This window comes from Nitrospinota bacterium (assembly GCA_016235255.1).
Classification (GTDB): Bacteria; Nitrospinota_A; UBA7883; order UBA7883; family JACRLM01; genus JACRLM01.
Map to the genome: position 1 here is coordinate 1 of JACRLM010000032.1, position 12,573 is coordinate 12,573.

Annotated in this window: 14 protein-coding genes; 7 read left to right on the plus strand and 7 right to left on the minus strand. The window is 58.1% G+C overall.

The features are described 5' to 3' along the window. Positions 1-257: 257 nt before the first annotated feature. The 3 genes from hisD to HZB29_04210 all read right to left on the minus strand — a co-directional run bounded on the left by hisD (position 258) and on the right by HZB29_04210 (position 2,903). Positions 258-1,544 carry a histidinol dehydrogenase gene (hisD, locus tag HZB29_04200; protein ID MBI5814793.1) on the minus strand — a complete coding sequence of 429 codons (1,287 nt, stop codon included), beginning with the start codon at positions 1,542-1,544 and terminating at the stop codon, positions 258-260. A gap of 153 nt (positions 1,545-1,697) precedes the next feature. Further along, entirely contained in the window at positions 1,698-1,937 is a 240-nt protein-coding gene (locus HZB29_04205) for a hypothetical protein (GenBank protein ID MBI5814794.1), read from the minus strand. A gap of 12 nt (positions 1,938-1,949) precedes the next feature. Next, positions 1,950-2,903, minus strand: coding sequence for an HmuY family protein (locus tag HZB29_04210; GenBank protein MBI5814795.1), 954 nt, complete (start codon positions 2,901-2,903; stop codon positions 1,950-1,952). A 274-nt stretch (positions 2,904-3,177) separates the two neighbouring features. Here HZB29_04210 and HZB29_04215 point away from each other — a divergent pair, with 274 nt between their 5' ends. The 5 genes from HZB29_04215 to HZB29_04235 all read left to right on the plus strand — a co-directional run bounded on the left by HZB29_04215 (position 3,178) and on the right by HZB29_04235 (position 8,654). Beyond that, positions 3,178-4,542 (plus strand): hypothetical protein, encoded by a 1,365-nt coding sequence (locus tag HZB29_04215; protein ID MBI5814796.1) that lies wholly within the window; start codon positions 3,178-3,180, stop codon positions 4,540-4,542. Continuing rightward, positions 4,543-5,121: a hypothetical protein gene (locus tag HZB29_04220; GenBank protein ID MBI5814797.1), complete on the plus strand. Its 579-nt coding sequence runs from the start codon at positions 4,543-4,545 to the stop codon at positions 5,119-5,121. Then, positions 5,102-5,425 (plus strand): hypothetical protein, encoded by a 324-nt coding sequence (locus HZB29_04225; GenBank protein MBI5814798.1) that lies wholly within the window; start codon positions 5,102-5,104, stop codon positions 5,423-5,425. The genes HZB29_04220 and HZB29_04225 overlap by 20 nt, the downstream gene beginning before the upstream one ends. Next, a complete protein-coding gene (locus HZB29_04230) occupies positions 5,422-7,167 on the plus strand; it encodes a hypothetical protein (protein MBI5814799.1) in 1,746 nt (581 codons plus the stop codon). The genes HZB29_04225 and HZB29_04230 overlap by 4 nt, the downstream gene beginning before the upstream one ends. A 296-nt stretch (positions 7,168-7,463) precedes the next feature. Beyond that, positions 7,464-8,654: a hypothetical protein gene (locus HZB29_04235; GenBank protein MBI5814800.1), complete on the plus strand. Its 1,191-nt coding sequence runs from the start codon at positions 7,464-7,466 to the stop codon at positions 8,652-8,654. A 153-nt stretch (positions 8,655-8,807) separates the two neighbouring features. Here the strand turns inward: HZB29_04235 and HZB29_04240 are convergent, their stop codons facing one another. Both HZB29_04240 and HZB29_04245 read right to left on the minus strand, forming a co-directional pair. Then, positions 8,808-9,125 carry an integration host factor subunit beta gene (locus HZB29_04240; GenBank protein MBI5814801.1) on the minus strand — a complete coding sequence of 106 codons (318 nt, stop codon included), beginning with the start codon at positions 9,123-9,125 and terminating at the stop codon, positions 8,808-8,810. A gap of 173 nt (positions 9,126-9,298) precedes the next feature. After that, on the minus strand, positions 9,299-9,529 hold the full coding sequence (locus HZB29_04245; GenBank protein ID MBI5814802.1) for a hypothetical protein: 231 nt from the start codon (positions 9,527-9,529) through the stop codon (positions 9,299-9,301). A gap of 303 nt (positions 9,530-9,832) precedes the next feature. On the opposite strand from HZB29_04245, the gene HZB29_04250 reads away from it, so the two are divergent. Together HZB29_04250 and HZB29_04255 are read left to right on the plus strand one after the other, a co-directional pair. Further along, entirely contained in the window at positions 9,833-10,723 is an 891-nt protein-coding gene (locus HZB29_04250; protein ID MBI5814803.1) for a hypothetical protein, read from the plus strand. Continuing rightward, positions 10,720-11,673 (plus strand): GDP-mannose 4,6-dehydratase, encoded by a 954-nt coding sequence (locus HZB29_04255; protein ID MBI5814804.1) that lies wholly within the window; start codon positions 10,720-10,722, stop codon positions 11,671-11,673. Before HZB29_04250 ends, HZB29_04255 begins: the two co-directional genes overlap by 4 nt. Before the next feature lie 168 nt (positions 11,674-11,841). Here HZB29_04255 and HZB29_04260 read toward each other — a convergent pair whose 3' ends face one another. Together HZB29_04260 and HZB29_04265 are read right to left on the minus strand one after the other, a co-directional pair. Further along, a complete protein-coding gene (locus HZB29_04260; GenBank protein MBI5814805.1) occupies positions 11,842-12,201 on the minus strand; it encodes a DUF5615 family PIN-like protein in 360 nt (119 codons plus the stop codon). 14 nt (positions 12,202-12,215) lie between these two features. Continuing rightward, on the minus strand, positions 12,216-12,455 hold the full coding sequence (locus HZB29_04265) for a DUF433 domain-containing protein (GenBank protein ID MBI5814806.1): 240 nt from the start codon (positions 12,453-12,455) through the stop codon (positions 12,216-12,218). Positions 12,456-12,573 lie beyond the last annotated feature (118 nt).

A 12,573-nucleotide genomic window follows, 5' to 3' on the forward strand; every position in this document is an offset into this window, starting at 1 on the left:
AGCACCGCCTTTGCTCGACAACGGCGTCTGAAAACCCCAACTGCCCCGATTTACGGTTCATTTCGCCTCCAGCTATATATTGTATTACTATTGGTAATATAATATAGCATCATAAAAGCAATTATGCAAAGCTTTCCTTTGCAAGGGGGAGTACGCCAAAGGCGGGAGGGGGTGAACGATAAGCGGATTTAATCGATACTCGTTTACCACCCCGGCGGCAAACGCCGCCACCCCTCCTTGTAAAGGAGGGGAAAAAATCATTTTTTCAGCCTTATCGCCACCGCCGCGCCATGTGCGGTCAACCGTTCCTCGTTTGCAAGGGTCATCACCCCGGCGGCCAGCTTGCGGAATCCGGCTTGCGTGAACGCTATAAGGCTCGTGCGTTTCATGAAATCGTAAACACCCAGCGGCGAGAAGAACCTGGCCGATCCGCCTGTGGGGAGCACGTGGTTCGGCCCGGCCATATAGTCCCCCAGCGCTTCGGGGGTCCATGGCCCCACGAACACCGCCCCGGCGTTCTCCACCCGGTTAACGTATCTGGCCGCGTCTTTTATAAGCAGCTCAAGGTGCTCCGGGGCGATTGCGTTTGATATCTCAAAACACTCGTCAAGGTTGCGCGCCACAAAGGCATGGCAGTTGGCCGAAAGGCACTTTTCGATTATGCCGGAGCGTGGCAGGATCCTGGTCTGCCGCACAAGCTCTTTGGCCACCCTGTTGGCGATGGCCGCCGAAGTGGTGACGAGGATCGGCCACGCGTTCTCGTCATGCTCCGCCTGCGAAAGCAGGTCCGCCGCCGCGTGGGCGGGATTGGCGGCGCCGTCGGCTATCACAAGAAGTTCGCTGGGGCCTGCCACCATGTCTATGTCCACAACCCCGAACACCTGCCGCTTGGCCTCCGCCACATATGCGTTGCCGGGGCCGGTGATCTTGTCCACCCGCGCTATCGTTTTAGTCCCGTATGAGAGCGCCGCCACGGCCTGGGCGCCGCCGATCCTGTATATCTCGTCCACCCCGGCGATGGACGCCGCCGCCAGCACATGCGGGTCTATCGCACCCCCAGGCGCTGGCGTCACCATCACCACCCGGCGCACACCGGCGATGCGGGCCGGGATAACGTTCATCAGCACGGAGGATGGATACGCCGCCTTGCCGCCGGGAACATACACACCCACAGAGTCCAAAGGCCGGACGATCTGGCCGAGCACAGCCCCGCCATCGGACACTTTCCAAGAGCCCTCCCGCTGGAACTTGTGGAATCTTGCGATGCGCGCCGAGGCCTTTTTCAACGCCGCCAGCACCTTTGGACTGGCCGAACGCATGGCGGCGGCGATCTGCTTTTCCGTCACCCGGACGGTCTTGGGGGTAAGGCTCACCCCGTCGAACTTTTTGGTGTACTTGAAAACCGCGTCGTCACCCTTTGCCCGCACATTTTTAATTATGGCCGCAACGGTCTTTTCCACCCCCGCCGGGCCTTCGGCGGAGCGGTTCACAATGTGCGCAAGTGTTTCGCGGAATTTCGGATCGGACGATTTTGTTATTTTCATGGTGGTCAATTAGACCATATGGTGAGGGGAAACCAAAGAAAAAGGAATCCGTGGTCAGGCCGGGGAAGCGCTTTAAAGAACCATTCAATGACCTGGATTCACTTTTCCTCTCTGTGCCTTCGCGCCTCTGTGGTTGTAATTCCCCGCCGCTATTCACCTCTTGCATATCGGCGGGGAGACGCTCACCACCCAGTGATTTCCCTCCTCGCGGCTTTCGGAAGGGCATTCCACTATCGCCGCATAGGTCTCTATCTTTCTCGCCGCCTTCACGCTGTCCACCAGCACGTCCACCCGCATCACGTCTGGCCTGCGGGTGAGCAGCATTTCACGGAGCTCATCGGAGATGTCCGCACCGGATTTCCCCCTGTAATCCAACGTGTGGACGCCGCTCATATCTTGGCGCTCCTATAACTTGGCGAACCTGATCCGGATGTTGCCAAGGTCGGACCCCTTGTGCTCGAAATAGTCGTACACCTGGACCTTATAGTCCCCGTCCGCCGCGCGTAAAACGTACACCGCCCCGTTGGGGTGGATGTTGTGCTTGCCGTCTATGTTGTACCGGTACCACTTCGGATGGCGGAATATGGAGCCGTATTCGTCCATAAAATAGGCGATGGAGTCCGACGGATTCTCCACGGTTTTCCATTGCGCGCCGTACTTGTTCGAGCCGATGGCCCCGGCCTTGCCCGGTCCGCTTACGGAACTGTTGAGAAAAAGCGCCCCGCCGCCGTGGCGGATGTCCCAATCAGCCTCATCGGAAGACACAGCCTTGCCCTGCCTGAAACTAAAATGATCTCCCGGAGCTAACTGGGCGGTCCTGTCCGGCTCCAGGGGCGCGCCCTTTGCCGGCTGGAAAGCGCACTGGATGGTGATAGTAACGCTGTCCCCGGCCACATTCTTGACACGCATTTTGGCGAAACTGGCCCCGTCGGCCAGGCGCAGTTTCCACCCTTTGACGGAGTTGGCGGTCCATTTGTCATCTTTGAGCACGCGCCAATCGAATATGGCCGGCTCTATCCCTTCCGGCAGAAGCTCCAGCCCCTCCGGAATTTTTGTCACCTCCGCGAACATGCTTTTGAAATCATCATCGGTCAGTTTTAAAAACTCCTCGCGCGGCACGTCCGGCGGATGGATAACGCAGGCGCCCAATATGCCGCCGGGCCCGGCCACCCCGCCGTTGACGCATATAACGGAGCGTTTGAAAGCTATATGCCAGTTTTCGTGATAGGCCGATTTCATGTCCGCCACAGGGAGCTTTTCACCCGTGGCAAGGTTAAGGTACTGGAAAGATTCGCCTTTTATGTCGCCCCCGGCCACAAGCCCTTCCGGAGCATAGATTGTCATTTCCCTTGTGGACATTAATATCGTCTCCTGTACCGCTTTGTGAATGGATGATTATACGTTCAAAAAGGTTCCAAAATGAAAGGCGCATGTTATTTGTCCAAATACCGGTTGAACATCCCTCCACTTGTGGTATATTTACCCCGTCCCAAAAATCTGGTACCAATGATAATTACCAATCATTAATATTTATTTCATTCGTCATGAATATATGATGATGCGTTTTGCGGACATCTTCAGGCGGCCGCCAAGGGCCGTCCACTTCCATGATAACGGCCGCAACGGCGTCTGTTTGACCAAGGATGACGGCGGGGGCCATACGGCCACGTCGTTTGAAATTGACGGGCGGGTCTATGGATCCCGGATGTCCGGCGGCCATGTCACGGAACTTGTGCAAAACCCTCCGGTGTTCACTAAACTTCTGGACCTGCCGCCGATGCCCAGGGGGGAGGCGCTGGCGGCGGCGATGCTTCTTGAGAGAGACTCGGTCCCCTTCGCCATGGAGTCCGCCTTTGTGGACGTGTGGAGCCAGCCGGCCGTGAAAGGAAACGGGCGGGAGCGGACACTGATGGCCGCCGCGCCTTCGGCGGATATGCTGATGAGAAAAGAGCGGCTCGGCTCCATTGGTATGCGGCCCGGAGCGTTTGCCCCCGCTGTATCAGCCATCGGCGCGCTGGTCCGCAACAGCCGCATAATTCCGAAAAACACCCCCGTGGCCTTTATCATGCTGGAGCCTCCATCGCTGGGGATTTATATATTCTGGGGTGACGCTGTTATTTTTACGAGGGAGATCACAGGCCCCTCCGGCCCCGGCTATATCCAATGGGGGGCGGAGCAGACAGCCAAGTCGCTGGAATATTATGAGAGGTCGTCGGGGACTCCCCCCGCCGCGCACGGTTTTGCGATTGGTATGAGCGCCTCCATAGGCGATAACAGTGAAACGATCTCCCGCGCCACCGGCATAAAGTTCGATATTTACGATCCGTTCAACGATTTTGTGAGGCCGCACCCATCTATCGCCAAAATGCCGCAAGACGCGGGCCCGGCGCTGGCGGCGCTTATCGGCGCGGCAATTGACGGTGGTGAAACGCTCAATCTCGCGCCAAAAAGCTTCCCGGCGATATCGGTGGGAATGGCCGCCTCCGTTGCGGCGGTGGCCTTGCTTATCGTCACCATTGCTGGATTCATGCTCAATAAAAACCACGCCGGTTCCGCTTCGCGGGAGCGTGATTACGCCGCCACCGTTAAAGAACTGGAGTCCGTCACCTCCGCCAACATGAAATTGGAGATGGAGCTGAAGGCTTATCCGGCAATTGCCGCGGACAACGGGCCGGACTGGGAAATGGCGTTCAAGGCCGTATCCCTGGCGATGCCTTCAAACGCGGCGCTGTCGCGATTGACCATAAACGCAAACCCGGCTGGGGGCGCCCTGCGCAACACCCGGATGGAAGGGGAGACCAGGGGAAGCGAGGCGGCCAGGTTTGAAGCCATCGAGCTTATAGTCAACGCCCTGAAGGATTCTCCCGGATTTGTGGACGTGACGCTGGTGAAGGCGAAAATGGAACCGGCGGGAAACGGGACGGCCTATTTTGAAATCGCGGCCAACATCGTCCCTAAAAAGCAGATCAAAACTGCGCGAACCGTGCGGGGGGGATAAATGGCTGAACCGCGCGCGCATGGAGTGAGGGAAAAGGTTTTGACCGCGCTGGCGGTGATGGCGGTGATGGGGTGGCTGGCTGGTTCATACGGATCGCTTCTCGTTCCGGGAAAAGCCAGACCGGCGGAGAGCGTTTCAAAGATCAACGAAGACCTGGCCGCCGCCCGGGCCAGGAATAAAGAGCTTGAGAGTCGCATAAAACAGAGCAAGGCAAGGCTTGCGCCCGCCGGTGGAGGGAGCGCGCTGGCCCAGATCGCGGACATGGCCCGAGCCTCCGGGGTTGGCATATCGGAAATCACGCTGGCGGCCGAACCTGTGACGGCAAAGCCCGAACTGGCGCGGGAGAAGGGGGGCGCGCCAGGATTTTCCAATGATTTGAACCGGGGAAGCGCTGTGTACGGTAAAAATCTTGTCACCGTCCGGATGGAGGCGGGATATCGCGGCATCGCCACGTTCATAACGCTTATTGCCGAATCGCCAATGGCGCTGACCGTGAACAAGGTGGCGGTGCAACGAGGCAAGGGGGATTACGTGGGGAAACTGGACGCGGACATTGAGCTTGAAATCTATTCGCTGTAGCGCTCTGGCGCTTATTGCCATTGCCGTGGCCGGGGGAGCCGCGGCGGGGGACGATTGGGGGCGCGACCCGTTCACCTTCGGCCATGGCGGCAATGGAGCGGCAAGCGCCGCAGCCGGGAAAAGCGGAATCGTCCTGGAGATGACGCTGGTGCGCGATGGCGGGGGGATCGCCGTGATCAACGGCTCAAGGTACAAGGTGGGGGACATTGTGGACGGCGGCGTCATAAAGTCAATCGAGTTGGACTCTGTGACACTTCTCAAAGAGGGAAAACTTGTGACTATAAAAACGAGGGACGGGGGATGAACGCTCCGGCATCGCTTATCATCTGCATTGCCGCCCTGTTGACGGCATGCGCCAGCGTTCCGGAACGGCAAGCGGCGGCTCCTTTTGAGGAAACGCCGGCGGTATTCGAACGCGGCCCTGTGCCAAGTGAATTTACGCTGCCCCCTGATGAAATGGAAATACCACACAACGCCGTAAATAAATCGCAACGCCCGCCAAAACAGCTTGTGAATCTCCAGAAGGCGGCGCGCAAGGCGCCTGATGGCAAGCGCATTTCGCTAAATCTGGCGGAGCCTTCGATGGAGACGGTGGCGGCGGTGCTCGGCGAAGCTTCCGGGATGAGAATAGCGCTGGACCCGGAGGCGGCGAAGATCGCCCCAGCCCCGGTGAAGCTTTTGAACGTGACGTGGATCGAGGCGCTGGAAGTGATAGCCAACGCCAACAACCTTGTGGCCCTGGCAAAGGGGGAGGACATTTTCGAGGGGGGCGCTCCGGTTTTCTCTGATGAGGACCTTGTGACCATCACCACCCGCGCAAAACACCTTGCGTCGCAGGAGGCGCGGTTAAAGTCCGGCTCCAACGCGGCGGAACTTGCCGAACGGCGGCGCAAGGCGGCGGAGGAGAGGCAGGCGGCCATAGAAGCGGCGGGGGCCGGGGCGATGCTGACGAAAAGCTACAGGTTCCAATATGCCGACCCGGCCGAGGCGGCGGACTATCTGGAACGGCTGCTGGTGGAATATGACCGGGAGACTTTGAAGAACATCACGGCCCAGGGAGCATTGAACGCGGACTGGTCCGCCGCCGGTTCAACGGGCCAATCGCGCCAGACCCTCTCCGCAACCGGCTCCAAAGACGCCGCCGCCGTCATCAAAGTGCGCCGGGGCGAAAAGGGGGACGTGCGCATTTCCGTGTACAGGCCGGAGAACATGATCACCATCAGCGCCCCCGCCCGGAAGATGGGGGAGATAATGAAGGCCATCGAGGAGATAGACGTAAAGCCCCGTCAGGTGTACATCGAGGCGCGCATCGTGGAGATCCAGCGCAACAAGGTGCGCGACCTGGGCATCCAGTGGGGCGGCAACGCAAATTACACCACCAACCTCGGGTTCCCGAACACCATCGGGATCGGCGGTTCGGGAGGCAACCTCGTTTCGCTGGCGCCGCAATCTGCGGTGGACGCGGCCACGGGGCAGGCGCTTTCAAACCCGGCGGGGGCGGCGGCGGAGGTGAGCGTGGGATCGGTGAACGGGGCGGCGCTCATCCGGGCGCGGCTTTTCGCGCTGGAGAAGGCGGGGGTGAGCAAGACGCTGTCCAACCCGAAGGTGATGGCCATCAACGGCGCGAAAGCCTCCATAAAATCGGGAAAGGAGATTCCATACCAATCGTCTTCGGCGAACACGGGGGTGACGGTGCTTTTCAAGGAGGCGGTGATCTCCCTTAACGTGACGCCGCTTGTGATGAGCGGCAACAGGGTGCGGCTGAAGATAGAGGCGAAGAAGGACGAGGTGGACCCCAACCTCTCCGTGCAGGGGACCCCGGCCATCCGCAAACGGGAGATAATTACAAGCGTTGTGGTGGACAGCGGCGGCTCCGCCGTGCTCGGCGGGATGATAGAAGGGGAGGACGGGGACTTTTCCGACAGGGTGCCTGGTCTGCACGACACGCCGGTGCTCGGCTGGCTTTTCAAGAACGACAGGAAAGTGGACAACGAACTTGAACTGCTGGTGTTCATCACCCCCACGATAGTGGAGCAGGGGGGATGAGCATGGGTGTCACGCACGCAGTTTCAACCACTGCTTCGCCGTGGTCGCCCCGGGCTGTTGCCCAAATGCTCATCGGGGTGTTCTTCACCCCGATGTCCCAAAGTCAAGAGTTTAGCACTCTTATAAACATAGAGTCCGGGGTGAAGAACACCCCGGACAGCGTTCGTTTCGCGTGTTTTCCCTTTTGGGCCCGCCGGCAATTGCCACCGGGACGGTGGCGCTACGCAAATACCAATGAACCGTGGTCAGCGGCCACGGGGAAGCATTTAATACGGAAGGTACCGCCGGATTCAATCTTGCATCCCATAATTATAACCGCGGCTTTCATGCTAGCCCTTTGCGCAAGCTCCGCCATCGCAGGACAGCGATCCGCCGGGTATATAAACGGGAACGCGTCCGGCTCTCGTCTGATCTCCGCAGGGGAGAGCGTGACGCTGGAGGCGGACCCTTCGCGGTTGGTGAAAGGGGACAGGCTCGACATCATCGTTGATGGGAGGAATGCAGGTTCCCGCAAGGCTGGAATACTTGTCGTCACCAGCGGCCCCGGCGAACCTGCGGCGGGAATCGTCACATCGGCCGGAATGGAGATAGGGGATGGCGCGCGGGTGGATTTCGCATTTACGACCGGGGCGGGAAACTCGCCGTATCTTCCATTCATGCGGGCGTTGGCTGGCGAATTTATCAATACTCCGGCTGGAGCGCCGTTGCGGGTGGCCTTTCTGGACGTGGTGAATCCGCATGGCGCAAGGACACAGGCCGGCGACGCGGTGTTCCGCATGGCGCGCGCCGCCCTTTGCGGCCGTCCGCAATTTGACTGTATGGCGCAGGACAAAATAGCCGAAACGATATGGCGGCATGGAAGCGCCACTTCTCGCGGACTGTTCGCAACCTCGATGGAAGATGTCGCGGCGGCGCTGGATGTGGAAGTGATGGTGAGCGGTTATCTGCGAAATATGGACAACAAGGGGGAGCTTATTCTTGCCGCGATAAATCCGGCAAATCCCGGCGCGCCCCCATTATGGATGAAGCTTGCGCTCAATCTGGACGAGGCTGGAGGTGCGGAGGCGTTCGAAAAAGTGACCATTCCATTCCGGCGGGCGCCGATGGGGCATCTGAAAATCAGGCTGGGGCATGCGCCCACGATGGATAAGCTGATGGCCGAATATGTGGAATACGCGGACGTGAGCGGATGGATGCGCTCCGCGTCGAACGTTGCGCCGGGGGGCTATTATGCGGTCGTTGGAGGCCGTAAACGCACGATGGACGCGGGTGGATCGCTTTACGACGCCGATGTGGCGGCGGGCTCATCGTCCATCACCATCGGATTTTACCCGGTCGGGGTAAGTGACGGCGGCAAGGAACTTCGCGCGGCGGAAGTGGTTGAAAAGACGGTTCAACTGCACATTGCGCCCGGCGAGAGGGTGGAAATGACAGTTTACGGAAAGGTGGAGGGGGGAACGGCTGTTATCGCGGCGGGCCTGGATTGAAAGAGGGATATTGGGAGAGATAAGATATCAACCACAGAGGCACGGAGGCACAGAGAGGAGAGCCTGTCATCCCGGAAGCCGCTTCGGCTATCCGGATTGCGGTCAGGTTTCTGGTATAAAGCTTTTGATTGAATAGTGCTAAGACTGGAGCGTTTATTGCCCCTGGGGCTGGCTCTCCGCTTTCCCGGTCTCTTCGTGCGCGTCCACTATCTCGCGGAAATCCTTGCCGGTCTTGAAAAAGGGGACTTTCTTCGCCTCAACCAGCACCTTCTCACCCGTCTTGGGATTGCGTCCTTCCTTTTCCGCCCTGTTGCGCACCCGGAAGCTGCCAAAACCGCGTATTTCCACCTTGTCACCCCGGGCCAGAGCCTCAATGATGGAGCTTGTGAAAATGTTGATGATCTCTTCTGCTTGCTGTTTCTTGACGTTGATCTTCTCGGCAAGCTTTTCAGCCATATCCGATTTGGTCATAAAAATCCCCTGTCGATTTTAAAGTTCGCTCCCCAGCCCGTCACTTATGTGATTGAATTTGCGAAAGCGTCACCAATCTTACAGAAAAGCCGCGCCTTCGTCAATAGGTCTTGCGGGCATCCCCGAAACCCGCAAGACAAACAATTTCACCGCAAACCATAAGTCTGCGTTTATTAACCGACAGAGTCCTCGTAAACATCCTCGAAATGTGTGTCCACATACTTGTCGAGCATGTCGTTGAGCCGGTCCTGAAAATAGTCTATGTCCGCGATATCAGTGAGGTTGTCCAAAAAATGGCGCACCATTGACTGGGTCACCGCTTCAACCTCTTCGAGCGTGGCTTCCTCCGCGACGAGGACTTTGTTTATGGCCGCCACAATAACGCTTATTTTCTTCTGATCCATCTTTTCCTTCAAACGCTTGGTTTTCAGGAAATTATAACAGAGAAAGAAAACCGCGCAACGCAATTCTGGAATCATTTTTAAAAGGTGGTTTGCATAACTTGTTGGCGACGCTCTATATAAATTGTCAGCTTCCCCGTGGTCGCCTGGGGCTGTTGCCCAAATGCTCATCGGGGTGTTCTTCACCCCGATGTCCCAAAGTCAAGAGTTTAGCACTCTTATAAACATAGAGTCCGGGGTGAAGAACACCCCGGACAGCGTTCGTTTCGCGTGTTTTCCCTTTTGGGCACCTCTGTTGTGATAATCATGCTTTTCATCACTCCTGAATCCCTCGCGTCATATATAATTGACCCCATGCGCGCCATAAAACTTTTCCTCTTCGTTTTCCTTGCGATACCGGCGGTGTCCATCGTCTCTTCGGCACAGCGGGCCGTGGAGGTGTTCGACATCGGATATGGGAGCGCGGCGCAAATCGCAGGCCCGGTAAAAATGTTGCTGGGGCCTTTCGGCAAAATGTCGGTGGACACATCTTCCAACCGCATAATCGTAAGCGACGACGCGGCCAATGTGGAGAAAATCAGGGCGTTGATCGCCCGGCTGGACCGCATAACCCGTAACATGCTCGTCACCGTGGAGTTTATCGATCAAACCTCGTTCCGGCATGCACAGGCGGATCTGCGCTGGGAGGCCAGGGGGGACGGATGGGTGATAGCTTCCCTCCCAAAGCCGTTGCGCGGAGGATTCGCCGAGCTTTCGGCCTCGGACACGCGCGGCAATTCCAAGGCGGATCGAAAACAGTTCCTGAGACTTATGGAAAACACCCCGGGAAAAATATTCGTGGGGGAGAGCGTGCCATTCACTAATTACTTTGTGCGGCACGGCGGAAATTACGGGTATATCTCCAGCCAGACCACCTTCAAGAACGCCGGAGCCAGCTTTTCCGTCACAGCGCGCAAGCTCAACGACGGCAAAATCATGCTTTCGCTGGAACCGGAAGTGAGCCATTATGACAGGGCTCAAGGGACGTTCACGGTGAAAAACGCCGCCACGTCGGTGGTGATGGACGATCCGGGATCGGCGGTGATCGGCGGCGACAGCGGCAACATGGAGACTTTCGGCGCGAATTTCCTGCGGGGCATCGGCGGGGGGGACGCGGAATCGGATTTCGTGATGATAATTTCGGTGAAATCGGAATGAAACGCAGAGTGCTGGTGACCGGGGCGTCCGGATTCGCCGGGGGGCATCTTGCCCGGCGGCTCGGCGCGGATACCGGCATCGAGATATTCGGCGCGTTCGACAAGCGCCATCCGGCGCAAGGAGTCCCCGGTACGCACATGCGGATGCGGCTGGACGACCATGCGGCGGTGCGCGACGCGATCAAGGACATAAAGCCGGATGAGGTTTATCATCTTGCCGCCATGTCGTCCCCGGCGGAGGCGGCGCACGAGAGGGTGGGGGCATACGCCTCCAACGTCAGCGCTCCGCTGTATCTTTTGGACTCGCTGGCGTCCATAAGGCAGACCTGCAATGTGCTTCTGATTAGCAGCGCGGAGGTCTATGGGGCCGTTAGCCCGGAGGAGAATCCGGTTTTCGAAAAACGCCAGCCGCGCCCGGCTGGGCATTACGGCGCGTCCAAATACTGCATGGAGATCATCGCCCGGCAATTCGCCGCGAATCAGGGAATGCACATAGTGGTGGCGCGCCCTTTCAACCACACAGGCCCCGGCCAGAGCGAGAAGTTCGCGGCCCCGGCATTCGCCATGCAGATCGCCCGGATCGAGGCGGGATTGGCGGAGCCTGTGATCAGGACAGGATCGCTGGACGCGAAAAGGGATTTTGCCGATGTGCGGGACGTGACGGGGGCATATCCGGCGCTGCTGTCAAAGGGGGCAAGCGGCGAGGCGTATAACGTCTGCTCGGGAACGGCGGTGAGCATACGGCATGTTCTGGACACTCTTTTGGGGCTTTCCACCGTGAAGGGGATACGCCACGAGTATGACCCGGCCAAGATGCGGAAGTCTGAGAACCCGGAAGTGTTCGGCGATCACTCGAAGTTGACCGCCATCACCGGCTGGCGGCCGCGGATTCCGCTGGAGAAGACACTGGCGGACCTGCTGGACGATTGCAGGAAAAGGGTGAAAGAGTAAATATTTGCGCCTTACCACCCCGGCGGCCTGCGCCGCCAATTACCACCTTGGACTGTGGCGGAGAGTCCGGGGTGACGCGCGTCGCGCTCAAACACCCCGGACAGCGACAAGATGCTTCCCCGTGGCCGCAGACCGGCCTGACCACGGATTCCTTGAAGGTATGGTTGTTTACTTTTCAGGCTTGCCGCTGATGCGGATTTTTCCCGGTTGGGCAGTCACAAATACTCCCGAAAGTTTTTCCCCTTTTTCCGAAATAAGGCCGGTTACTTCCATGATTATCCTTTTCCGGGCGCCATGAGGATATCTTAAGAAAATAACGCCAATATTGTCTTTCCCCGAAGCGAAAACAAGTTGGCCGAAATCCTTGTCTTCTGTCAGCAGAATCCTGTTTTCACGGATGGCCAGCGCTATCACATCCTCATCCGGCGCGCCAGGAAGGAGATGTTTTACCGCCAGAACGTCGTGTCCTGCCCGGCGGAGGGCTTCGGCTATGGATGCGTCGCAACATTCATCGGCGAGAAAACGCAAGGCTTGGCCTTTCCCTAGGCGCTCTTGCGTTCGATGATTATCGTTTCTTCATGCGCCAGCGTGTCCGCGGCGTAACGGATGGCGGCCTGTATGTCTTCCGGAGTCAACTGGGGATAAGCTTCCAAAATCTCTTTTTCCCCGGCGCGCTCGCTTAACTTGCGCAGTATCAACTCGACCGGGATACGCGTTCCGCGTATGACCGGTTTGCCCAGCATCACCTTGGGATTGATTTCGATCCGGTCTGTAACGGTCATGGGCCTGCCTCCTTGCTTTAGGTGATTATAGCCTATTATTGCCAGGCTGGATGGCTAAACACACAAGATAATGATACCACTGTCTGCGTCATGGTTCGTGGCTCGACAAGCTCACCAT